The organism is Taibaiella helva (genome assembly GCF_003545695.1).
Classification (GTDB): domain Bacteria; phylum Bacteroidota; class Bacteroidia; order Chitinophagales; family Chitinophagaceae; genus Taibaiella; species Taibaiella helva.
Window position 1 is genome coordinate 26,216 of record NZ_QUZZ01000008.1, and the last position, 23,846, is coordinate 50,061.

The following is a 23,846-nucleotide window of genomic DNA, read 5'->3' on the forward strand; positions in this document are numbered from 1 at the left end:
TTAAATATAGCGCCTTTGGCTAATGATCCGATAAGACCACTGCGGGCTTCGCCTGCTTTCTTTTTGCGGCAAGCAGCAGTAAAGGTAAGGCAATCAGGAACACACTGCCGATCACAAGGTAAGCATCGCTAAAACTCAATAAGCTTGATTGCCGTCCGATGCTGGAGTCTATCGCTTTAAGCGCTTCCTGCCTGGCTTCGTTCCAGGCGGCTCCTTTGCTCATAAAATACCGGGTCATCTGCTGCAGGCGCCCGGTCGCCAGCATGTTGTCCGGGGTAAAATGAGATACGAGGTCTGAACGGTGCACAGCATTGCGATTAGCCAGGTAAGTATTGACCAGGGCCAGGCCGAAGGAGCCGCCGAGCTGCCGCATCATATTGTTGAGCGCAGCGCCCTGCGGCATATCTGCCGGTGGCAGCGTCGATACGGCCAGCGTAGTAAGCGGTACCGTAACGATGGCCAGCCCCAGGCCGCGCCAGACCAGCGCTGTGGTGAGCAAGGGCGCCGAGGCATCACCGTTCATCCGGGACATCTGCCAGCTGAACAAGGCAAAAAGAAGAATGCCTGTAGCGATCATGTAGGCCGGCGCAACGCCTCTCTGCAGCAGCCTTGCCGAAAGGATCAGCCCGGCTATGGCAATACAGGCCCCCGGCAGCAGCAACAGGCCGGTCTGCGTAGGGGTGAAGCCCAGCAGCCGCTGTGCAAAAACCGGTGTGAGGAACACGGAACTGAACATACCTACCCCGGAAATGAAGGTGAGCACGGCGGCGATCGCAAGGTTCCTGCTTTTGAGCACCCGCAGGTTGACCACAGGCTTCTCTGTGCGCAGCTCCCACCAGATAAACAGGACCAGGCCGATGGTGGCAACGACGCTCAACCCGACGATATAAGGCGTTTCAAACCAGTCTTCCGTTTCGCCGCGTTCCAATACCGTTTGCAATGCGCTGATGCCGATAGCCAGCAGCAGGATGCCCGTCCAGTCTACCTTCCCCGCTTTCTGCCGTATCAGCGGCTCATGCAGCAGGAGGAAGCAGGAGCCGGCCACCAAAAGCCCCAGCGGCACATTGATATAAAAGATCCAGGGCCAGGAATAATACTCGGTAATATAGCCGCCCAGGGTAGGGCCTATGGTCGGTCCTACGAAGACACCGATGCCGAACAAGGCGCTGGCAACGTTCTGCTTTTCCCTGGGGAACAGCTCGAATACGATGGCCTGGGATACCGAGAGCAAAGCCCCGCCACCCAGGCCCTGCAGGAAACGGAAGGCTACCAGCATCCAGATGTTGGTAGCCTGTCCGCACAGGAAAGAGCATAAGGTAAATGCCAGTATCGACCCGATATAATAGTTGCGGCGGCCCAGCTTTACAGCCAGGAAGCTGGTGATGGGTATGATGATCACGTTGGCGATCGCGTAAGAGGTGATCACCCAGGAAGTATCTTCCAGCGTGGCGCCCAGATTACCGCTCATGTGCGATAAGGCAACATTCACGATTGAAGTATCGATGAGCTCCATCATGGCCGCCAGGATGACTGTGACCAACAAAACTTGCTTCTGCATTTATTATACCGATCGGTATATTTTTAGGTTTTAAAAAAGATCAGGCATTGGCGCGACTGGCATTCACGGCCGCAAAAGCACCCTGAGGATCGGCATGGAGCAGCTGGTAGATCTGTTCGGTAGCGCCTACACGGATCTCATACTCGTCTGCAGCCAGGGCCGTCATCAAGGCATCTGCTACAGCCTGCGGCGGTATCCCTTGCTCTCCGCCGATTTCTTTGGAAAATTCGGTGTTCACCAGGGGCGGCATCAGCTCGAATACTTTTATGGCGCTTGTCTGGCTCAGCGTAAAGCGCAAGCTTTGCGTGTAGGAATGCAGTGCAGCCTTGGTATCGGAATAGGTGGGGATATTTACACCGGGCACAAAAGCCACGATAGACGTTACATTGACGATGGCGGCTTCGGGTTGGCGCGATAGCAATGGCAGCAGGCGTTCGTTCAGGTCCAGTACGGAGAAATAATTGGTCTGCATTTCAGCCTTCGCCTTCCGGGCCGCGTCTGCCTTATCGTTCAATGGATAAGCATAAGCATGGCCCGCATTGTTGATCACCAGGTTCAGCGCAGGGAATTCTTGTTCCATACGCTGTGCCAAAGCCTGTATATCTTCTGCCTTTGCGATGTCGTTAACGATGGTCGTTACTTTGCCCAGCTGGCCGGCTGCCTGTTTCAGGCGTTCTTCGTTCCTGCCGGTGATAATCACTTCATTTCCTTGTCCGATCAGGGCGCGGGCGATCTCCAGGCCTATGCCTGCGCTGCCGCCGGTAATCAATACCGTATTGCCGCTTGTTCTCATTTTCGTTTTGATTTTAAATGATGAATAATAATTGTTATTTCCCGCAGTGTCGCTGCAAGGATATTTCCTTTTCTTTATTTTGCCCACTGAGGCAAATGGACATCTGTATGGCAGGGAATGGCATCTTACCGGTGATGCAGGTTTTCGATCACCATAGCAGAAGCTCCGCCGCCGCCATTGCAGATAGCTGCCACGCCATACCTGCCACCTTCCTGCTGCAGCACGGAAATAAGGGTAGTGAGGATGCGCGCGCCTGAAGCGCCTATCGGATGGCCGAGGGCTACGGCGCCGCCATAAACATTAACCTTATCGGGATCCAGTCCCAGCAGCTGCTGGTTGGCCAGGATTACCGCTGCGTATGCTTCATTGATCTCCAGGTAATCGATATCGTTCAGCTGCAGACCGGCGCGTTTCAGTGCTTTGGGTATCGCTATGGAAGGCGAGGTGGTAAACCATTCCGGTTCCTGGGCCGCGTCGGCAAAAGATAAGATACGCGCCAGCGGCTTCAGCCCGCGTGCCTGCGCGACCTCGCCGGAGGCCAGGAGCAGCGCAGCTGCACCATCGTTAAGGTTGCTGGCATTGGCTGCGGTAATGGTACCGCCCGTCTCAAAGGAGGGCGTCAGTTTGCTCATTTTTCCCGGGATCACCTTGTCTACATCTTCATCACGGTCGATGATCGTATCGCCTTGCTTCCCGTGAAAGGTTACCGGCACGATCTCGCGGGTGAACTTACCTTCCCTGGTGGCCTTCGCGGCTTTTTCGTAGGAAGCCAGCGCATAGGCGTCCTGTGCTTCCCGGCTCAGCTTAAAGTGTCGTGCCGCGAGCTCGGCAGCATTGCCCATATGGTAGTCGTGGTAAGCATCCCAGAGACCGTCGCGGATCATGCCGTCGGTGAGCGTGGCGTCGCCGTATTTCTGGCCTTTGCGCAAAGGCAGGTAGTGCGGGGTATTGCTCATGCTTTCCATGCCGCCGCTGATCACCAGCTGCGACAGGTCCAGCTGTATCTGCTGTGCGGCGATCATAGTGGCTTTCATGCCGGAGGAGCATACCTTGTTGACGGTTGTGCTGTCTTGGGTCGCGGGAATGCCTGCAAAGATAGCAGCCTGGCGTGCCGGGGCTTGGCCAAGTCCGGCTGAGAGTACATTGCCCATATAGCTTTCGTCGATCAGTGCAGGGTCTATGCCGGCCGCGGTATAGGCGGCTTCTATGGCGATGGCACCCAGCTCGGTCGCTTTAAAGGAAGAAAGGCTGCCCATGAGGCCCCCGATGGGCGTACGTTTGGCGGAAACGATGAATACTTCTTTCATAAGATCAGAGGGAAATGTTTTCGATAAGTATAGCGGTGCCCTGTCCTACGCCGATGCACATGGCGGCAATACCGTAACGGGCTTTGCGCCGTTGCAGCTCCAGGGCCAGGTGCCCTGTAATGCGGTTGCCCGAGCAACCGAGCGGATGGCCGATAGCGATGGCACCGCCATTCACATTTAGCTTGGCTTCCGGAATGTCCAGCTCTTGCATGCAGCAGAGCACTTGTGCAGCAAAGGCTTCATTGATCTCGAACAGGTCGATATCGCCGATGGTCAGGCTGGTTTGCTGCAGCAGCTTGCGGACAGCAGGTATGGGACCGGTTCCCATAATGTCGGGATGTACGCCGGCAGCAGCGGCGGAGACGATACGGGCCAATGGGCGCAGGGAAAAGCGCCCCAGGACTTCTTCAGACGCGACCATCATCGCGCTGGCGCCATCGTTGATCCCGCCGGCATTACCCGCCGTCACGGTGCCGTCGGCACGGAAGGCTGTACGCAGGGCACTGAGCTTTTCCATAGAGGTATCGGGGCGTACGGCTTCATCCCCGGGTATACCGGCTGTTTCCTCTACACCGGGAACGGCGATCAGCTCGTCTGCAAATTTTCCTTCCTGCCAGGCGGTCAGGTAACGCTGGTGCGACTGCAGGGCATAGCGGTCCTGCGCTTCCCGTCCAATAGCCCAACGTTCAGCAACTCGTTCCGCAGTCTCGCCCATGCTGAACGGGGAGTAGGTCTTTACGAGCTCCGGGTTGTAGAAACGTGCACCCAATGTAGTCTCAGCCATTTGCTGGTTACGGTCGAAAGGCTTTGTCGCTTTGGAAACGACCAATGGGGCACGGCTCATGCTTTCCACGCCACCGGCGATCACCAGGTCGGCCAGGCCCGTGCCGATCTGGGTAAAGGCATTGATCACCGATTGCATGCCGGAAGCACAGAGCCGGTTGACGGTGTAAGCCGGAACGCTTACCGGCAAACCGGCACGCAGCGCAGCAAAGCGGGCAATGTTGCGGTTGTCTTCGCCGGCCTGGTTGGCGCAACCGAAAATGATCTCGTCTATTGCTGCTGGTTCTATGCCGGGATGGCGTTGCAGCAAAGCTTCCAGGGTATAGGCCGCCAGGTCGTCGGGTCGTATGCCGCTGAGCTTGCCGCCATATTTCCCTACCGGGCTGCGTTGGTAACCGGTGATGTAGGCTGCTTTCATATTTTATACCGATCGGTATATTTTTAAATAAAAAAAATCAGAACAAGTCTTCGATCATTTGGGTAACGGATTTCATAATCGCCTTCCGGTATTCGGGTTTCCCGGTCAGGTTAGCGATCATGATCATCCCCTCGATAGTAGCCATTATGGTTAAAGCCACCTGCTCTGGGTTTACTTCTTTTGCGATCTCGCCGCTTTGTATCCCTTTTTCAATCAGGGTAACAATGCTTTTCTTCCAGCTCATAATGGCTTCCCTGGCTTTCTGCTTTAGCTGCGGATGCGTATCGTCGGCTTCTATCGCCGTATTCAGCATAGGACAGCCGCCTTCGGGAAAGGGAAATTTCTGGAAATGTGTATAGACGTCGGCATAGGCCATCAGCTTGCCTTTAATGGTTTGCTGCTTCGCTACTTCCGTGCGCAGAATAGTGCGCACCTTGCTGATATTATAGTCGAACACGGCAAGGGCTACTTCATCTTTACCGCCGAAGTTGCCGTAGATGCTGCCTTTGGTAAGACCGGTGGCATGGGTAATATCCTGCAGCGAGGTACCGGCGAACCCTTTTTTGTTGAAAAGGGACGCAGTTTGTGCAATGATATACTGTTTTGTTTTTTCAGCCTTGGTCATGATGGGTTGCTACTGATTGACGGGACAAAATTATACCAATCGGTATTATTTGCAAAATAATATTTGCATAGCGCTATTGAGCGGCTCGATAACCTTTCTCTCACTGTGTACTTTTTCTCCCAGCGGCGTAACGCCGCTGCGGTAGCTTTTTTTTATAACATTCCCTTTGTCATGCTGAATGGAACTTGCGCAGCATGCGGAATGAAGTATCCCCAATGCTTATTAATGGCTTGAGATACTTCGGTTGCTGCGCAGGCTTCAGTATGACAAAAGGGAGTGTTGCAGTATACAATATTGCTCACAGAGACACTAAAATTTTTTCACTGTGACTTTTTCTCGCGGCAGCGCAAAGGTGTTGTGGTGGTTTTTTATAACATTCCCTTTGTCATGCTGAATGGAACTTGCGTAGCATGCGAAACGAAGCATTCCCAATGCTTGTTAGTGGCTTGAGATACTTCTGTTGCTGCGCAGACCTCAGTATGACAAAAGGGAGTGCTGCAGTATACAATATTGCTCACAGAGACACTAAATTTTTTCACTGTGACTTTTCTCGCAGCGGCGCAGCGCCGCTGCGAGAAAAGCTAAACTTGTGTCTTTGTGCCTTCGTGAGAAAAATAAAAAGCTACCGTGCGGAACTATTGCTCAGAGCTGCTCAGGCAGGCTGTACTTGCGGCCGGTATTCTGCTGCTTCAGCCAGGAGACCAGCGGCTGGAAGTAATCCAGCATGGCTTTGCCATTTAGGTCGTCGCCGGTGGAGGCCTTCAGCACTTCGCGCCAGTCTTTGGCCGAGCCGTTTTCCAGTATGGTCTTCAGGAAGCTGCCGATCTCCTTGTTGCCATAATAATTGGTCGCCTGTGGGGCCTGCTTCAGGATGTTTTTAGCAATATGATTATGCAACTGGTACAGGATCACATAAGATAACGCATAGTCATAGTACTGTGCAGGATCGTCGTTGATATGTGTCTTGGTGGCAGCATCACAATACGCTTCACCACGTTCGGCAGGTGGTACAATACCCTGGTATTTTTTGGCCAGCGCCCACCAGCGCTTATTGAACTGGTCGGGAGGAAGGTTATTGCTGTACAGCTCTTTTTCAAAATTGCTCATGGTACCGGAGCAGAAGAAAATGAACACAACGGTATTCATGGCTTCTTTCAGCAGCGATTGTACACTGTCAGTCTGTACACCGGCATCAATAAGCCCGCGGCCCACAAGGTAAGGCTTTTGCATGGCCGCCAATCCCATCATGCTGCCAACAGCTTCGTGATAGGCCCTGTTGGCGCCTTCGCGCAGCAGCATCGGCACTTTGGGATTACTGTAGGACAGGTAATAGTAGATGTGTCCCAGCTCATGGTTGGCAGTCTCGAACCATTCGGCATTCGGCTCCACGCTCATCAGGCTGCGCACGTCCTTATCGAGGTTCATATGCCAGGCCGAGGCATGGTTGTTCTTTTTTACCGCAGAATCGGCAGGGTAAGGATACAGGCTGGATTTGTCCCAGAAAGATTGAGGCAGCGCCGGGAAGCCCAGGCTTACATACAATTTTTCTCCTTCTTTCACGATCCATTCGGGCGTTTTCTTGCCCAGCACGCTGTCGAGGTTAATGCCCTTCACGTTGACGATCGCGCTCCAATCCTGTCCCCAGCGGTTGCTGAGCCAGTGCGCGGGAATATAATCGGGCACTTCTTTTACGCTGTATTTTCGGGCCAGCTCATAACGCATATAGGTATGCAGCTCGCGGTACAGGGGCCACAGATCGGCCATCAGCTTATCCATGGTCTGCATCATCTCATCGGCGTTCATGCCATAATCGGATACCTGGTAGGCAAAGAAATCTTTGTAGCCCAGTGCCTGCACGGTCTTGTTGCGCAGCTCGCGGAGGTTGACCAGGCCGCTTTTCAGGGTCTTGCCTACTTCTTTGCTGGCATTCCAGGCGGCGAGGCGCTTGTTGAGGTCGGTCGCAGATTTAAGGATATCGTCGATCTCGTTGGTCGAAACTTTTTTACCCTCCAGCAGGTACTGGTAGCCGTACAGCTTTTGCGTCTGATCGCTTTCTGCTTTAATGCGTTGTTTCACCACATCGGCGATAGTCTGCGGATTATTGGCGGCGAAATACAGGATATGCTCCAGCTGCTTTACCTGTATGGGCGTAAGCTGGTCTTTGATCGCCAGGAATTTCTTTGCCTGTTCGATATTGGCCGCGCTGCCGGTAAATTCGGCTGTAGCTTCATCAGCCTTTTGCTCGGCCAGGGCATTGATGCTGTCGCCGGGTTTGATCTCGATATTGGCCTTCCAGTGAGCTTCGGAAGCGCTGGTGTACAGGGCCACATATTTTTGCGTATAGCTGTCGATAAAAGCCTGAGCGTCCTTTTGCGCGTCGCTGCTGCCCCCGGCGCTTTTATCGCCGCCACAGGCGCCGGCGAGCAGAGCTGCACAGGCGGCAAGGTAGAGGAATGTTTTTTTCATCGGAAAAGCGGATGGTTTACGATCCGCTCACCAAATATAATCAAATGCTGCGTGTGCTATCGTTTGAGGAAGAGCTGGGTAAAATAAAGCCGTCCGCCTTTGCCTTTGGCCACACCGATGCCGATAAGGTCGTAATTGCCCAACATGTTTTTCCGGTGACCTTTGCTTTTAATCCATCCGTCGACCACCTGGCGTGCGTCCATGTCGCCATAGGCCACGTTTTCAGCCGCCGCTGCCACCCGGCCGATCTGCTTCGATACAGCGCCGACGCGATCGTTAAAGCCTTCATGACCGAAGCCGGTACGGCCCCTGGCCATATCGCGGCTATGCTCTTCGGCCTGGTCGCTGGCTTCGCTGTTCAGCTTCAGAGGGGGCTTGCCTTTGGACGCCCGAAATTCGTTGGTATAGCGCAAGATGTCGTCGACCAGGGAGCCGGCGAATACGTGGGGCGCCGCAAACAGGGTTAGGCCAAGGAGCAGGACAAGGGAAAACAATCTACGGGACATCATCTTTTCTTTTCTTCTTAAACAAGGTAAAAGGGGATAGGTTTAATGGCGGATCAGTATTCGTTTCTGATCTGGCCGGCTTCCGGCAGGCCTGCCTTATTTCTGACGAGGTCGCTATGGGTATCGAAAGTACAGCCGGCTTTGCTGAAGTAGGCAAAAAGGGCTTCCAGCCTGTCAAGCAGCTTTTTCCCATCGTTCCGTTTGATGAGCGCGGGAAGGGGATAACCGCTGAGATCGGTGAATTCCCAGGGATGCACGTAGAGCACGATATAGCCGTCTCTGGCCATTATGCGGCGGCACATCATTTTGTACAGGCTTACAGGCGCATTCTTGAGCATCAGCCAGAATACGGGCAGACGCAGCAGGGGCGTTACGCTGGCGGGAAGTATCCAGAGGTTGTCGCGCGAATAGAGTGTACGGCTGGCCCTCAGGTGATTATAGCGGCCGGGCAGCCAGGTAGGGTGCAGGGAAGAGTCGTAGCTGTAGCCTGCGGCCGCTACGGCTGCTGCATCGATATCCTGCATCAGGGGCATGCGCAGGCCGGCGATCTCCTTGCCGGTAATGGCGGACAGCACCTGCCGGGACCGGGCCAGGTCGGCGGTCTCGAAACGATTATGGTAAAAGGTATGCGAAGCGATCTCATGCCTTTCAGAGAGTCGCCGTACATAATCGGGATAGTGCTGCGCCCAGAAGGCGGTGGTGAATAAGGTGCTTCGCACCTGGTATTTTTCCATCAGCGCCTCGAGCAGCTGCATGCCCTGGTAGCTGACTTCCAGCTTGGTTTGCAGAGACAATTGCCGGCCGTACTCTTCGGGAATATCGAATTCCTCCAGGTCGACGCTAAATAATATCTTTCCTGGATTGTTTCCCATTTTTCTTCTTTAGGAGGATACGGATGAGGTTGCGGAATTCCTGCTGCATGATCTTGCGGCTGAAGTTGGTCATCTCGGTGCCTGCTACAATATTGACATCGATCTCGCGGATGCGGATATCGGTAATACGCCCGGCCAGCAGGATGAATTCCATATCGAAAAGGAAACGGTCGGTGGTCGTTTGCAGGAACAGGGTCTTTCCCAGCTGGTTGAAGCCTTTGATGCCGGCCTGGGTATCGCTTACGGGCAGACGCAAGAGGAAGCGGTTGACAAAGGCCAGACCTTTCGATACGATCTTGCGCTTGAGCGGCAGATGGCTGAAATAGTTGCCGCGGGTACGGCGGCCGGTCACGATATCTACGCCTTCCTGCAGGGCCTGGTACATGGTGCTGATAATATCGAGGCCAAAAGGGAAATCGTTGTCGGAATAGATGCAATAGCTGGTTCGGGCTGCGGCTACGCCGGTGCGGAGGGCATGGCCCTTGCCCCTGTTGTCGGGATAGCAGATGATCTCGACATGAGGGATATGCGCGCGCAGGTAAGCCATCTCGGTCTCGCTGAAACGCTGGCGGGATCCGTCGTTGACCACGATCACATGGATCAGGTTCCGGTTGCCGCCGAAATGCTCGTCGATAAGCCTGGTGAACTTGCGAACGAACTTCTGCTCCCAGCCTTGTTTGGGATTGTAAAAGGGTATAACGAGATCCAGCATCATAGGCTGACAGGTTTAGCAGCGATGCCTTGCTTACGGAGCGAACCTGCGGTATAGATGAGGATGTCGGCCATAATGAACAAACTAAGCACGCATTTGAGGTAATAGTGGTAGCGGAAATCGTCGAAGGCCCTGGAGATGTCGGTAGGGATAAGGGTCGCCACCAGCATAGTGGTCCAGAACAGGATCGACGATATTTTATTAGGCGGCCTGCTGAGATACCAGATGGCACAGCCGGCAATAGCAATGATATAGGTGGCGGATTCGGAGGCCCGGTTGAATACAATGACCCAGATCAGCAGGAAGGCTACGATATGGCTTTTCTCCTTTTGCCGTTTGAAGAACTGCATAACCATAAACACGGCAAGGATGAGTAATGCGCTGACCAGAATGAACTGCTCGGGCAACACTTCATCGAGGTTCTTCAATACGCCGTAGATGGAGTAGCTTTCCTTGATACCATCGCCGGAGATGACCTGCAGCCAGTCGCTGTAATATTGTATTGCCGTATGCGGAGACACAAAAAGCAGCAGCAGCAGATGGAAGGCGATCATCCAGAAAATGCCGTAGAATATCATTTTATACCAGTTGCGGTAGTATAGACAAAGCAGGCAGATAATACCCCCATAGCCTTTGATGAGAAAGCAGAGCACGATGAACATAGATGCCCAGAACAGCTTTTCTTTTTCCATCAGTATCCATACAAGCAACATGAAGGAAAGGACGAAAGGATTGGTTTGCGTATGATCCAGGTTGTTGTGCAGGTCGAAGAGCAACAGGAGCAGGAAGGCTTTTACTTTATTTTCGGGCAGGGGTATTTTTTTGAAAATGAAATAGCAGCAGACGGAGATCGTACAAAGCCACACGACCAGGCCCACATAGAGGGGCAGCAGGGCAAAGGGCATAAAGAGTACCGGGAATACAGGATTGTAGTAAAAAAAGTCGAAATACTCCTTGGGGTAGGCCACATACAGAGGCATACCTTTGAGCAGGTGATAGCTGGACGACCGGAAGATGTAAAAGTTGTTGTTCTGATCGATCAGGATCAATTGCACACAGGATACCACGGTGATGGCGAGGTATAAAAAGGCAATTGTCCTGCTGTTGAGCAACAGGGACTTAAATTTACTTACAGGGTTCATATGCGGTTCAAATGCCAATCGGAACAAGTTCTCCGGCGCTTCAGGTTCAGGGAATTACCGGATTACCTAACCAAAACGGTCCGGGGGCTATAATATTGCCATTACCCGTTCCGGCCAGTGTGCAAAGATAACCCGCCCCGGGACATCCGGCGCGGGAAGTGCAGAATATTTTCAAGGCCCGGATCTTATCGCTGCGGTAGTTTCAATAGATGACAGAGAGTGCGTCCGGCAGCAGCTCGGCGCGCAGCTCATTGACCTTGCCCCGGTATTCGCCGTCGACCTGGAAATGGGCTTTGCGCGTTGAGCGGATCAGCAGCGAACGGGTCTGGAAGAGCTCCGTCTTGCGCGGGTTGAAGGGCAGCCGGGTAAAGCCCATTTTAAGGATCTCGACCAGGGAGATCCTGCGCACGATCACTACTTCAAACAGGTCGTCGTTGAGCCGGCCTTCGGGGTTGATGCGGATACCGGTGCCATAGCTGGTGGCATTGGCGATCACGACCATAACGGCTTCGCGTTCTACGGTGCGGTTGTTGATGCTGAATACGGCTTTCATGCGGGAATGCCGCCACAGCACTTTCCAGGCGGCCCTGGCATAGCCCAGCATGCCGCGCTGAGGCAGGGTGTCGAAGGTTTTGACCACATAGGCATTGAAGCCGATATCGCTGAGGTGGATACACAGTTCGCCGTTGACGCGTACCAGGTGAATGCGATGGGGCCGGCCCTCCATCACCAGCCGTAACGCTGCCTCCGGTTCCAGTGGGATCTGCAGCTCCTTGGCCATGCCATTGGCCGAACCGGCGGGTACAATGCCCAGGGGAATACCGGTCCCGATCAGCATTTCGGCCAGCAGCTTGATGGTGCCGTCGCCACCTACTGCTACAACGCGGTCGGGACGGGTGGTCAGCAATATTTCTTTTAGCGTATCGCACTCGCCACTGTCGTCTAGCAGGTGGAGTCCTGCAGAAACGGTGGGGTAGTCTTTGAAGAAGTCTTCAATAAGGATTTCAAAATTGACGGTATGCTTACCCGAGCCGGGATTGATCACAAACAATAATTTTAATTCGGATGTTATGCTGTTCATCGGATTGCTGAAAATCGGTTGGATCTATGAGGCGACACCATTCGGGGCTTAACCTACAACGAAAACCATTTATAAAAGTTTACCAGGGCTACGGGCATACCGGCAGCCTGGTGGTGTACGGACACGTTTTCCATAAGGAGCCTTACCGGTTCAGGAGCTTCCGGAACAGCCTCCTGCTGAACCTGGTGCAGCTGCTCCGGCTGTTCTTTGTCAAGCCCGTCCCTTATGTCCGGCTACGGCTGCAATGTTATGGCCAGGTGCTGGAAGGGCACAGCGAATATGATGGCTTCTTTCGCTTTGAGTGGGCTTCGGCGTATACGCTGGCGGCAGGCTGGCATCCTTTTACCGTAAGCAGCATCGCTGAAGATGGCACGGCGGATACTCCTGCCGAGGGCCGGCTATGGGTGCCGCATGTCACACAGTTCGCTTTTATTTCCGATATCGACGATACCATTATGAAATCCTACTCGGCTACGGTGTTCCGGCGGCTATACGAGCTGCTGGCGCGTAATCCCGAGCGCAGGAAGATCTTCCTGGAAACCGCAAATCACTATAAGCTGCTCTCGCTGGCGCATACCGATGCGGCAATGCCCAATCCGCTCTTTTACGTATCAAGCAGTGAGTGGAACCTGTACGACTATCTCGGGCGGGTGTTCCGCTACAACAACCTGCCGCCCGGTATCTTTTTGCTGAACCAGATCAAGCGATGGTTCGAGCTGCTGAAAAGCGGGAAAACAGGTCATTCCGGTAAGCTGATCCGTATCTCGCGTATCCTGCAGGCTTTCCCGCGGCAGCAGTTCGTGCTGCTGGGCGATAATTCGCAGCAGGACCCTTTCCTGTACAAGGCGATCGCAGAGAAGCATCCGCAGCAGATCCACGCGGTGTATATCCGTAATGTGCGGGCTTCCCGCGCAGAAACTGCCCGCAACCTGCTCGCCGGCCTGCCGTCGGGCATTCATTCCTGCCTGTTTGTACACAGCTCCGAAGCCATTGATCACGGCAGGGCTATCGGTCTGTTGCCAGCCCATGGCGAATCCTGAGAGCAGAAGTTGGCATTACTTTAGGCTTTGACCCGGGAACAAAAAGATTTTCCTCCTGTTGGTATGCTATAGCCGACAAAAACAACGCCATATGAAAAAGAAGATGCTTATTGCACTGGCTGCTACAGTTATTGGAGGATTCCTGTTCACTTCCTGCAACAAGGATTACGATTGCGTATGCAAGCTGAACGGTGTGGAAACCTACCGGTACTCCGTGAGGGCCAAGACCAGGAACAGTGCCGAAGACGATTGCAACCAGAAACAATCCTCCCTGGGTACGACCTACCAATGTTATATTGAATAGCACAGTATTTATGAAACAAAAGCCATCCGTTAGGGATGGCTTTTGTGATATATTGCCTTTTGGTTTGTAGCCGGAAAGGATGGATTTACAATTATTAACGGATCATCCCCGTGATTTAGCCCCGAAACCTGTATTTTAGTGGCTCATTTATAAAAATGCTATGAAACAAACAACCAGGATCCTGTTTGCCGGAATGCTTTCCCTTACTGTATTTTCCACAGCGCAGGCGCAGGATGTAAAAGAAATCGTAAAAAAGCACAATGAGGCTATAGGCGGCACCGCCAACTGGGCCAAGATCACTTCGATGAAAAAAGAAGGCAAGGCCAACATGAATGGTTCAGAAATCGATATGATTATTGCTGTGCTGAAGGGCAAAGGTCTGCGCCAGGATCTCGTTATTGGTGGCGTGAGCAATTATTTCATCATTACGCCTACAGGCGGATGGTCCTTTATGCCGATCCAGGGCCAGACCAAGCCCCAGGCTATGCCCCAGGAGCAGTTGAAGGATGCTGCCCAGCACCTCGATTTCCAGGATAAGCTGATGGATGCCGATGCAAAAAAGTATAAGATCGAGCTGGCCGGTAAAGAGGATATTGATGGCAAGCCTGCCTACAAGCTGAAGGTAACCGATGCCGAGAAAGAGGAGCATTCCTATTATGTCGATGCCACGACCTGGTATCTGGTGCGGGCGGTAGAAAAAACGGAAATGATGGGACAGAGCATGGAAGTGGTTTCCAACTTCAGCAACCACACCAAACTGCCGGAGGGTATCGTGCTGCCGATGAAGGAAGAAGCCGGAATGTCGGGCTCGCTTACCGTGAGCAAGGTGGAGCTCAATACGATCAAGGACGAAAGCTATTTCAAAGTGCCGGAATAAACGAAGCTTGATGAAAAGCAAAAGGCCGCCTGCAATCATTGCGGGCGGCCTTTTGCTTCCGGTCGATACCCGGAAATAGGATGTCTTGTATTAAGGCTGTTTCAATACCGATAATGAGCTATCATTGAATTCAGCATAGACTTCCTTCAGCTCAAGGTCTATTGCCGGTATCTAAAAGGTAGAAATTAAGCAAGAAGTCAAGTTTTTAAAAACTTGACTTCTTGCTTAACCCTCGTGGAGGATAATATCCTGCTCCTTACGCATCCGTTGCATCACCGCTTCAATCTTCTGGCGCACAATAGCGGGCAGGGTCTTGAATGCAGCGTCGTATTGCAGGTGCCGGCAATCGTCCAGCACACATTCTATCGCCCTGATCGCATATTTTTTGCCCCGGTATACCAGTATCAGCTTCACCCGCTGAACCGGATTATCTTCCGAGGCGGTACCATACACGATCAACGGATCAACATAGCCATCACCATCGAAGTCGGTAAAGCTGCTGTATTTGGTCCAGAACCAGATATGATGCTCGGGCAGCAGGTCTCCGGCTGCCTTATCTGCTACTGCATCTTTAATATTCCATTTGTCGAGGTAACCGCCATGGTCGTTGATGAGGCATGTGGCTTTCAGCGCAGTATTAGCGGTATCCTTGTCCTTTATTGTTGCCTTGTTCTCGCACAGGACGATATTCCATACACCGCCTTTGTCGCTATACTCGTATACGCGATATACCGGCATGCCCTCATAGGAATCGCCTAGCAGGTCGGCCACTTCTTTGGCGCTCCATATCCGGGACGGGGTTACCTCCTGAGCAGCGATATGGGCAATAACGCTCAGCAGCAGTCCCAGGAATAATGAGAACGTTTTCATGTTATGTTTTTTTTAGGTAAATAGGGCAACTTTTTACAAGAAGAGCTGCTACCTGCCTGGTAACAGCTCTTTATATTGTCAGATCAGAATTTGCATGCTTATTTGTCCCACTCAGTGGTCGGAATCTCTTCTACGGGTTCGGCAGTATCCATACCCGGGTTGACCGGGTTCCCGGCGCTGTCTACGCCGCCGCCGGCGCCGTCGTCATAATATTGCCCTCCTGTTGCGCCGAGGTCGCCACAATTGTTGAAATCTGCCGGCTCCTGGAACTTGGCCGCAGAGGTAATACCTGTCTTATTATCGGCCAGCACTTTCTTGAAGAAGTAAGCCCATATCGGCAGCGCTGCAGCGGCACCCTGACCCTGGCCGGTGCTGCTGAAACGCAGGAAGCGGTCGTCACAGCCTACCCAGGCGCCTGCCAGAAGCTGCGGTGTATAACCGATGAACCATGCATCCGCCTGGTTGTTGGTCGTACCGGTTTTACCGGCCATTTCGCCGCTAAGGCCATAACGGTAACGCAGCCTTTTTGCCGTACCGATCTCGGTAACGCCTTTCATCATCAGCACCATTTTGTAAGCGGTCTGTGCATTGATGATTTCTCTCTGCACAGGAACAAAGCTTTCCAGCGGGTTGCCGTTTTTGTCTTCTATCTTGGTCAGGAAAACCGGTTGCGTATTGATGCCCCTGTTGGGGAACATAGTATAGGCCCACAGCATTTCAAACAGGGAAATATCCGATACGCCCAGCGCTATAGAAGGCACCTGCTCGATATTGCTGCTGATGCCGCATTTGTGTGCGAAGTCAATAAAGGAGCTGATGCTGACCTGGTTAAGCAGGTACAGTGAAGCATTGTTGACAGAAAGGGCCAGAGCCGATTTCATAGACATGCTGCCATACTTGGCGCCACCCGCATTGTACGGTTTGGATTGGCCGGCAAATACCTGGGGTGCGGTGCTTACCGAGCTGCAGGGTGAATAGCCGTTATCGACCGCAAGGGTATACAGCAGGGGCTTGATTGTAGAGCCCACCTGGCGTTTGGTGCCGATATTAACGTGGTCGTACTGGAAATATTCGTGATCAATGCCGCCTACCCAGGCCTTTACTTCGCCGGTATAAGGGTCCATCGCCATAAAGCCGGCAGACAGGAAAGCCCTCATATACTTGAGCGAATCGAGTGGCGACAGGGTGGTATCTTTCATGTGATCCTTGGTTTCCCAGGTAAACACCCGCATGCGCACCGGCTTATTGAATTCCTTCATGATGTCGGCCTCGCTCATGCCCTCATCTTTGAGCGCCAGGTAGCGGTCCGAGCGCTGGATCAGGTTTTTGAGGGCCTCTTTGGGCTTCCCTTTCAGCCATACCGTACCATTTTTGATCTGGGGCTGGGCGGCAAAGGCGCTCTGGAGGTCTTTCATGTGCTGGGCTACGGCCTCTTCGGCATAGCGCTGCATGCGCGGATCAATGGAGGTGTAGATCTTCAGGCCGTCCTTGTAGATATCGTAGTTGTCGCCGTTGTCCTTTTCATGCGCTTTACACCACTTCTTCACTTCCTGCTCTACTACCTGGCGGAAGTAAGGCGCCGGGCCTTCGTGGCTGTCGAGGCGCTGATAGGTAAGCTTCAGCGGTTTTTGCTTGGCCTCTGTGGCCGTGGCGCCGTCGATATAGCCGTATTTTTCCATCTGGTCGATCACCGTATTGCGGCGGCCCAGCGCCTTCTCGGGATTACGCCGTGGGTTGTAGATCGTATTGCCTTTAAGCATGCCCACCAGCACTGCTGCTTCTTCGATAGTCAGCTTGTCCGGCGTTTTGCTGAAAAAAGTGAGCGCAGCATTTTTGATGCCGTAGGTATTGTCGCCAAAGGGTACCGTATTCAGGTACAGGGTAATGATCTCGTTTTTCGTCAGGTTCTTTTCCAGCTTTACCGCCACGACCCATTCCTTCAGCTTCTGCACCACGCGCACCAGCTTGTTGGACGCGCGGTTGTCGTTAAACAGGTTCAGCGCCAGCTGCTGGGTGATGGTGCTGCCGCCGCCCTTGCTGCCCATAAAGGCGATCGCACGCATCACGGCCACGCCGTCGATGCCGGAATGATCTGCAAACCGCTCATCTTCCGTAGCAATAAGCGCATTGAATACATTGGGAGAGATCTCGGAATACTTTGAGTTGGACCGGTTCTTGATATAATATTTACCCAGAAGGCTGCCATCAGCGGCATACACTTCAGAGGCGACAGAACTCTCGGGATTCTCCAGCTCCTTCATGGAAGGCATATAGCCCAGCCAGCCCAGGCTTATAGCGGTGATCAGGAGGATGAATACAGCTAATCCTGCAAAGAAGATTCGCCAGATAATTTTAACAGACCTCGACATAACAAGAAATAAAAGCAAAAAGACAGGCAATTGCAGCAATAGCCTGCTTTCCAGGTGTAAAAAAAGGAATTTTTAGCCATTATGACAAGGAAAATGCCTTTCTGCATCAGCACCGGCTGAAGTTTTAACAAATAACGCAGAGTATCTTTGCGCTCTTAAAACAGTACCGGAATCACATGAGCTATAGTCCTATCGGGAAAATAACAGGTACGCACGGCCTGGAAGGCAGGGTAGTGCTGCATCACCAGCTTGACGACAAGCAAATATGGAGCAAGCTGCCTCATATCTTTATCGAGCTGCGCCGCGAAAGCTATATTCCTTATTTTATCGAGGAGCGTAAAGTGATGGGGCCCAATGAAGTGCTGCTGAAGCTCGACGAGATCGATTCTGTAGAGCAGGCGCGTACCCTGAACGGCAAGCAGGTGTACCTGGAAGAAAGCGTTTTTGCCAGGCTCAAGCCAAAAGCGGTGTCGGTGAATATGATCGGTTTCCGCATCGTGGACCGTACAGCGGGTGAACTGGGCACAATCGACAACCTGTTTGAAACGCCCGGGCAGGTGCTGGCCACGGTACAGTACAAGGGCAGGGAAGTGATGGTGCCCCTGGTCGATGCCACGATAGTGGGCATCGATGCCGCCCGTAAAGTGGTGGAGGTCGATCTGCCCGATGGTTTGCTGGAAGTATACCTGTAGCTATATTTCTCCCCGGTAGGCCTTGCTGATCACTTCGGCTTTGCTGTTCACATGCAGCTTGCGGTAGATATTCTTGATATGGAAGCGTACGGTGTCCATCGACATGCTGAGCTTATCGGCGATCAGCTTGTAGCTGAGCCCTTCAGTGAGGGCTTCCACGATCTGCTTCTCTTTGGGGGTAAGTCCTTCGGTCTTGTATTTCTTTTCGGGGATGAAGTAGTTCATCACTTTCCGGGCAATGGATGGCGACATATAGCTACCTCCGGCTTTGATCTCCATGATCGCCTTATAGATCTCCGGCATGGGCGTGCCTTTCAGCGCATAGCCGGTAGCACCGGCGCAGATAGACTGGAATATCTTGTCGCTGTCGCTGAATACCGTCAGCATAATAATATCAGTATCGGGAAACAGGGTGCGGATCATTTTGATGCCTTCGATGCCGTTCATGCCCGGCAGGCCGATGTCGTTCAGCACCACATCGGGCGGATGCTTGATATTCCCCTGGGCAAAAAAGGCCTCCATGCTATCGACGGCCAGCACGCTTTCCACATCTTCCATACCTTCCAGGTATTCCTTCAGGTTGGTCCGGATGTCTTCCACATCTTCGATGATCGCGATATTCAGTTTCTTGTTGCTCATTGATTCTGTAAATTTAGCCCTGTTCAATTGCTTACCTCCACGGTAAAGTGATCGTCGCCGGTATGCACCGTTACTTTCGCGCCTACTCTTGCGGCCCGCATGCGCATATTGCTTAGCCCCTGGCCGGTAGATTGCTCGTTGCTGAAGCTGCCGGCCCTGTTGTTGGCGATCTTCAGCAGGAACTGGCGGTCGCTGATCTGGTAGGTGATCGCCACATGAGTAGCTTTGCTGTGCTTGGCAATATTATTCACCGCCTCCTTGAAAATAAGGTAAATCTCGCCGCGGGTGTCGGACGAGATCGGCTGGTTCAGATCGGTGCCGGATAATACAAAGTTAACATCTATTCCCAAAGAAACGAGCATTTCCTCAGCATGCTCGCGCATCCGGTCGAGCAGGTTGCCGGCAAAGTCGTTCCGCGAATCTATGGTCCACAGCACATCGCTCATGGAGGCTACCGCATTACGGCTCAGCTCGGCTATCTTCTCCAGCTTGGCATTGCGTTGCTCTTCTGTGTTGCGGCTGTAGCGCAGGTTATCTGAAAACATGGTGATCCTTGTGAGCAGGCTGCCTACTTCGTCGTGCAGGTTACTGGCGATCTTCATGCGCAGGTGCAGGATATTTTTGAAACCCTGGTACTTGATCTGGTAGGCCGAATAGAAGATCAGGGCCAGGCCCAGCAGCAGCAATGCAAAGAACCACCAGGTCTTGTAAAAAGGCTGCGTCACTTTCACCCGGAAGGTGAGCACGTTGGCCGATGAAACCCCGCGCGGGTTGATGGCTTTGACATCGATCATATAGCTGCCATAAGGAATGCCGCCCAGGTTGAGGGTATGGCGGTCGTCGAGCGAAACCCAGTTGTCCGATAGCTCCCTGATGCGGTAGCTGTAGGTGCTGCGCTGGGGATCGCTGTAATCGGTGCAGCCGAAATGCAGCTCCAGCAGCAGGTCGGAAGGCTTTTTTACAATGGTGTTGTCGGTAGCGCTGCTGTTGCGCAGCAGCTGGATGCTTTGCGTTTTTTCGTTCCAGCCCGAGATGCCCGAAGCAAACACTTGGAAGGGTTCCGGTTCGCCAAAGGCAGCCGGATCGAAAAAGGTAATCCCATTGATGCTGCCGAAGTACATTTCGCCTGTGCTTGTGGTCATAAAGGAGTTTTGGTTGAACTCGTTTGAGCTGAGGCCGTCTTCTTCGAAGTAGTTGGAAAAGGTCTGCCGGTCTTTCCGGTAGCGGTCGAGCCCGTTGAAAGTGCTGATCCAAAGGATATTGCTGTCTTTCTGCTGCGGCAGTATGGCGTATACTACCTCGTTGCTGAGCCCGTCCTGCCTGCGTATGTACCGTACCGATTTCAGGTCGGGCGATACCACATTGATGCCGCCGCCATTGGTGCCGAGCCAGAGATAGCCCTCTTTGTCGCGGCCGACGAAAAGAAGGTCATTGTTGCTTAGCGTCGGTTTGGTCTTTGTGTTCAGCTGGTGCATTATCCCCCTGGCAGGATCGACAATGAACAGCCCATTCGCAGTACCAACATAAAACAGGTCCTCGTTATCGCTGGTTGCAATATAACGCACCCTGCTGCCGATGTCAAAAGCGTCGTTCTGGTGCGGTGTCATCGTGTTCGCTACGGGGTCGTAAGTAGCAAGGCCGGTGCCGCAGCCGAGCCACAGCCGGCCCTTATTATCCTGTACAATGGCGAAAATGCCTTTGACCGGGTTGTTCTTCAGGTTAACGCTGTAGTCGAGCGTTTCAAATATCTTTTTCCTTTTGTTGAAGCGGAGCAGCAGCTCAGAATCAAAGCCCAGGTAGATATAGTTGCTTTCCGTTTCGGGAAATAGCGTATGGGGTGTTACCGGGCCGGGATAGGCCCTGGGGTTACTTTGGATCACCGCATCGGAATTGCGCATATAGCTGCGCCATTCCCTGCTCTGCCGGGAATAATGCCAGATGCCATTGTATGACGAAACATAGAGATCACCGTTGTCGTCTTCAATGATCTTGCGGGTGCTTACACGGTAGGGAAAGCTGTAAAGCCCTTTGGTGAACCGCTCGGGATGGTCCTCTACCTTGATCAGTCCTTTATTGGTGGCGACCCAGATAATGCTGTGCTCATCGACAAAGAGCGAATAATAATTTTTGCCTTCAAAGATATCGGGATACTTTTTGGACAGCTCGCTGATCTTACCGCTGCGGAGGTCGATCACAAAGAACGCATAGTTGTTGCACAGCAGGTAGAGCCGCTGGTCCCTTACTGTCGCCTGTATGATTCCATAGGGCAGCGCATCGATCTTCTTCTTCAATTCGGGAGGCAGCATGCTTCTCAGCGTATGGCTATCGAGCAGCGACAGCCTTCCGGTATAGCTGTTCAGCAGCAAGGTATTTTGGGTATAGGCGATATAGGTAAAAGGGCCCTGTCCGCTCAGCTCGGAGCGTACGCGGATATCGCCGTTTTGCGGATCGACCTGATAGAGGTTCCCGTTGTTCACCAGCAGTTGGCCATTCATCGCAGCAATCTGGCCGATGCTGCGGGCGGTGTCGGGCATCCGGCAAAGCAGCTGCAGCCGGTTGCGGCTATCGAGCCGGGCCAGGTAGCCAGAACCGAACGATATGTAGGCGGCGTGGCTGTTCCGGTCGACAAAAATATAGTGGGTTTTTTTCCCTGCCCATGCCGCGCCGGTCGGTTCAAGGGCTGGGATGGCAGTGGTGGTTAAGGTAGCCAGGTTTACTGCGAACAGGCCGATATTGGTCCCTACCAGCATTTGCTGCCCGGTCTCGTCCAGCGCCAGGCAGGAAATATGCCGGTTGGATAAGGGCCCGCTGACACGGGTAAAGGTATAGCCATCAAAAATATTCAGTCCATTGTGTGTACCGATCCATATCAGGCCGCGGCTGTCTTTCTCTACCACGATCACGTCGTTGCCGTTAAGCCCGTCGCGGCCATCGTACAGCACAGCTTTCGCCGATACCCGCAGTGCGACGCACAGCAGCAAGCCGGAAACAATCGTCACCGCTACACGAATACCCGACCCTGTCTTGTTTATTCCTTTCGTAAAACAATAAAGCATGCCGGAAGCTAAGATAATAACTTTCGCGGCAGGCTGTATCAATTAAACAACCCTGCCAGCCTCTCTTAGCAGAATGAGCAATATAAAGCATCTTCCCGCTTGCCTGAAGAAAAAAGGAGCTGCCCGGGGTACCGGGCAGCTCCTTTCAGTATGCTCAGGAATAGACTTAATTAATGGTCTTGATCAACTCCGACACGATAGCCGCCAGCTTGGGTGCGGCTGCATTGGCAGCTTGCAGCACTTCTTCATGAGTGATCACATTGAGCTCATCGCGTATGCCCAGGTCAGTAATGATGCTGGCAGCAAACACTTTCATACCGCCATGTATGGCCACGATCACTTCGGGCACGGTGCTCATGCCTACGGCATCGCCGCCGATCACATGCAGCCAGTGGTATTCGGCGCGGGTTTCGAAGGTAGGTCCCTGCAGTCCTATGTACACGCCTTCGTGCACCGGGATCTCCAGCTTGCGGGCAATATCCTTTGCTTTGGCGAGCAGGCCCAGGTTGTAGGGCTCGCTCATGTCGGGAAAGCGGGTGCCCAGGCGGTCGTCGTTCTTTCCGCGCAGGGGATGCTCGGGAAATTGATTGATGTGGTCGCGGATGAACATGATGTCTCCCACTTTAAACGCAGGGTTCATACCGCCTGCGGCGTTGGACACGACCAGTGTTTCCACGCCCAGCGCCTTCATTACTCTCACGGGGAAGGTCACTTCCTGCATCGTATAGCCCTCGTAATAATGGAACCTGCCGGCCATCAGCATAACCTGCCTGCCTTTCAGCGTACCGAAGATCAGCTTGCCCGCATGGCCTTCAACGGTGCTGTGGGGAAAATTGGGAATATCGGCATAAGGGATCTCCACTTCAGCTTCCACTACCTTGGCGAGGTCGCCCAGGCCGCTGCCCAGGATAATGCCCGCAAGGGGGGCTTGTTTGATCTTACTTTGTATGAATGCAGCGGTTTCCTGTATTTGTTCAAAGGACATTGAAGGATGCGGTTTTTAAAAATGGCTGCAAAGATAATTTTAAATCCATATGAAATCCCCGCACGGCGAATATTAACCTTTTGCTCTTATTGCTGGCCTTAAAGCAGGATATCATTATGGGGCTTCTGCAGTGGTACCACGATAGCATCGTCGCTTTGCGGCAACTCGGCCGGGTATTTCTGCTCCATGTTCTCCATGGCGGCCTTACGCTTCAGCAGCTGCTCTACCAGCAGCTTCATGTTTTTGCCGGCAATGTGCAGGATGCTGTTCTTGAGCCGGATGGTGGCCAGCATGCGGGCAATGAACAGCAGGAGCAAGGCCACGACAATGCCCATGCCCCGCACAGCCCAGTACAGGGTTTGCAGGTCGCCGGTTTTATAGCGTTCGCCCAGCGAAGTATCGTGCTGCAGCTGGCTGAGGTAATAGAAAGGGTAAAGCTTGTCGGCAAACAGCACGAAGGCAATGCAGCCCAGCATCAGCAACCAGCACAGGATTTCCATAAATACGATAAGTCCTGTATGGAACAGACGTTTGGCAGCCGGCTTGCGCAACGACGTAGCCATGGGGTCGATCAGCGTCACCTGTTCATTAACGGTCTTCTTCTGTTCCTGGAAATCCCTGATAAGGTCTTCCTGCAAATTGAGCGGCTTCATGATGGATGCGTATAAAAGATGAAAGGGTTGATGGAGCGAAAATATTTTAAGTCCCTATAAAAATCAAAAGAAACGTTAAGAAGTTATGCACATCACAC

The 23,846-nt window shown here is 52.9% G+C and carries 21 protein-coding genes; 4 read left to right on the forward strand and 17 right to left on the reverse strand.

Annotation, left to right across the window (positions count from 1 at the left end):
- Positions 1 to 19: 19 nt before the first annotated feature.
- The 11 genes from DZC79_RS13500 to DZC79_RS13550 form a co-directional block, all read right to left on the reverse strand.
- Positions 20 to 1,558 carry a DHA2 family efflux MFS transporter permease subunit gene (locus DZC79_RS13500; RefSeq protein WP_118952127.1) on the reverse strand — a complete coding sequence of 513 codons (1,539 nt, stop codon included), beginning with the start codon at positions 1,556 to 1,558 and terminating at the stop codon, positions 20 to 22.
- 40 nt (positions 1,559 to 1,598) lie between these two features.
- Positions 1,599 to 2,351 (reverse strand): SDR family oxidoreductase, encoded by a 753-nt coding sequence (locus DZC79_RS13505; RefSeq protein ID WP_118952318.1) that lies wholly within the window; start codon positions 2,349 to 2,351, stop codon positions 1,599 to 1,601.
- Between the two features lie 125 nt (positions 2,352 to 2,476).
- A complete protein-coding gene (locus DZC79_RS13510) occupies positions 2,477 to 3,658 on the reverse strand; it encodes an acetyl-CoA C-acyltransferase (protein WP_118952128.1) in 1,182 nt (393 codons plus the stop codon).
- A gap of 4 nt (positions 3,659 to 3,662) precedes the next feature.
- The gene (locus DZC79_RS13515) at positions 3,663 to 4,859 is read right to left on the reverse strand and encodes a thiolase family protein (protein ID WP_118952129.1); all 1,197 of its coding nucleotides are present in this window, start codon (positions 4,857 to 4,859) and stop codon (positions 3,663 to 3,665) included.
- Between the two features lie 37 nt (positions 4,860 to 4,896).
- Complete coding sequence (locus DZC79_RS13520) at positions 4,897 to 5,484, reverse strand: TetR/AcrR family transcriptional regulator (RefSeq protein WP_118952130.1); 588 nt, start codon at positions 5,482 to 5,484, stop codon at positions 4,897 to 4,899.
- A gap of 642 nt (positions 5,485 to 6,126) precedes the next feature.
- On the reverse strand, positions 6,127 to 7,950 hold the full coding sequence (locus DZC79_RS13525; RefSeq protein WP_118952131.1) for a M2 family metallopeptidase: 1,824 nt from the start codon (positions 7,948 to 7,950) through the stop codon (positions 6,127 to 6,129).
- Between the two features lie 56 nt (positions 7,951 to 8,006).
- Positions 8,007 to 8,456 carry a CAP domain-containing protein gene (locus DZC79_RS13530; protein ID WP_118952319.1) on the reverse strand — a complete coding sequence of 150 codons (450 nt, stop codon included), beginning with the start codon at positions 8,454 to 8,456 and terminating at the stop codon, positions 8,007 to 8,009.
- 53 nt (positions 8,457 to 8,509) lie between these two features.
- Positions 8,510 to 9,328, reverse strand: coding sequence for a polysaccharide deacetylase family protein (locus DZC79_RS13535; RefSeq protein WP_118952132.1), 819 nt, complete (start codon positions 9,326 to 9,328; stop codon positions 8,510 to 8,512).
- On the reverse strand, positions 9,297 to 10,043 hold the full coding sequence (locus tag DZC79_RS13540) for a glycosyltransferase family 2 protein (protein WP_118952133.1): 747 nt from the start codon (positions 10,041 to 10,043) through the stop codon (positions 9,297 to 9,299). The genes DZC79_RS13535 and DZC79_RS13540 overlap by 32 nt, the downstream gene beginning before the upstream one ends.
- Positions 10,040 to 11,182: a glycosyltransferase family 87 protein gene (locus DZC79_RS13545; protein WP_118952134.1), complete on the reverse strand. Its 1,143-nt coding sequence runs from the start codon at positions 11,180 to 11,182 to the stop codon at positions 10,040 to 10,042. The genes DZC79_RS13540 and DZC79_RS13545 overlap by 4 nt, the downstream gene beginning before the upstream one ends.
- 202 nt (positions 11,183 to 11,384) lie before the next feature.
- Complete coding sequence (locus DZC79_RS13550; RefSeq protein ID WP_118952135.1) at positions 11,385 to 12,263, reverse strand: diacylglycerol/lipid kinase family protein; 879 nt, start codon at positions 12,261 to 12,263, stop codon at positions 11,385 to 11,387.
- A gap of 26 nt (positions 12,264 to 12,289) precedes the next feature.
- On the opposite strand from DZC79_RS13550, the gene DZC79_RS13555 reads away from it, so the two are divergent.
- The 3 genes from DZC79_RS13555 to DZC79_RS13565 all read left to right on the forward strand — a co-directional run bounded on the left by DZC79_RS13555 (position 12,290) and on the right by DZC79_RS13565 (position 14,484).
- Positions 12,290 to 13,303 carry an App1 family protein gene (locus tag DZC79_RS13555; protein WP_118952136.1) on the forward strand — a complete coding sequence of 338 codons (1,014 nt, stop codon included), beginning with the start codon at positions 12,290 to 12,292 and terminating at the stop codon, positions 13,301 to 13,303.
- Between the two features lie 91 nt (positions 13,304 to 13,394).
- A complete protein-coding gene (locus DZC79_RS13560; RefSeq protein WP_118952137.1) occupies positions 13,395 to 13,607 on the forward strand; it encodes a hypothetical protein in 213 nt (70 codons plus the stop codon).
- 160 nt (positions 13,608 to 13,767) lie between these two features.
- Positions 13,768 to 14,484 (forward strand): LolA-like protein, encoded by a 717-nt coding sequence (locus DZC79_RS13565; protein WP_118952138.1) that lies wholly within the window; start codon positions 13,768 to 13,770, stop codon positions 14,482 to 14,484.
- Positions 14,485 to 14,709: 225 nt separating this feature from the next.
- Here DZC79_RS13565 and DZC79_RS13570 read toward each other — a convergent pair whose 3' ends face one another.
- Entirely contained in the window at positions 14,710 to 15,354 is a 645-nt protein-coding gene (locus tag DZC79_RS13570) for a M949_RS01915 family surface polysaccharide biosynthesis protein (protein WP_118952139.1), read from the reverse strand.
- A gap of 98 nt (positions 15,355 to 15,452) precedes the next feature.
- Positions 15,453 to 17,723, reverse strand: a complete 2,271-nt coding sequence (locus tag DZC79_RS13575) for a penicillin-binding protein 1A (protein ID WP_118952140.1) — start codon at positions 17,721 to 17,723, stop codon at positions 15,453 to 15,455.
- Between the two features lie 176 nt (positions 17,724 to 17,899).
- On the opposite strand from DZC79_RS13575, the gene rimM reads away from it, so the two are divergent.
- A complete protein-coding gene (gene rimM, locus DZC79_RS13580; RefSeq protein WP_118952141.1) occupies positions 17,900 to 18,415 on the forward strand; it encodes a ribosome maturation factor RimM in 516 nt (171 codons plus the stop codon).
- On the opposite strand, the gene DZC79_RS13585 is transcribed toward rimM, so the two are convergent.
- The 4 genes from DZC79_RS13585 to DZC79_RS13600 form a co-directional block, all read right to left on the reverse strand.
- Entirely contained in the window at positions 18,416 to 19,054 is a 639-nt protein-coding gene (locus DZC79_RS13585; protein ID WP_118952142.1) for a response regulator, read from the reverse strand.
- A gap of 23 nt (positions 19,055 to 19,077) precedes the next feature.
- Entirely contained in the window at positions 19,078 to 22,053 is a 2,976-nt protein-coding gene (locus DZC79_RS13590) for a ligand-binding sensor domain-containing protein (RefSeq protein WP_198666891.1), read from the reverse strand.
- Between the two features lie 223 nt (positions 22,054 to 22,276).
- Positions 22,277 to 23,095 carry a purine-nucleoside phosphorylase gene (locus tag DZC79_RS13595; RefSeq protein ID WP_118952144.1) on the reverse strand — a complete coding sequence of 273 codons (819 nt, stop codon included), beginning with the start codon at positions 23,093 to 23,095 and terminating at the stop codon, positions 22,277 to 22,279.
- A gap of 98 nt (positions 23,096 to 23,193) precedes the next feature.
- Entirely contained in the window at positions 23,194 to 23,748 is a 555-nt protein-coding gene (locus tag DZC79_RS13600) for a hypothetical protein (protein WP_118952145.1), read from the reverse strand.
- Positions 23,749 to 23,846: the final 98 nt, after the last annotated feature.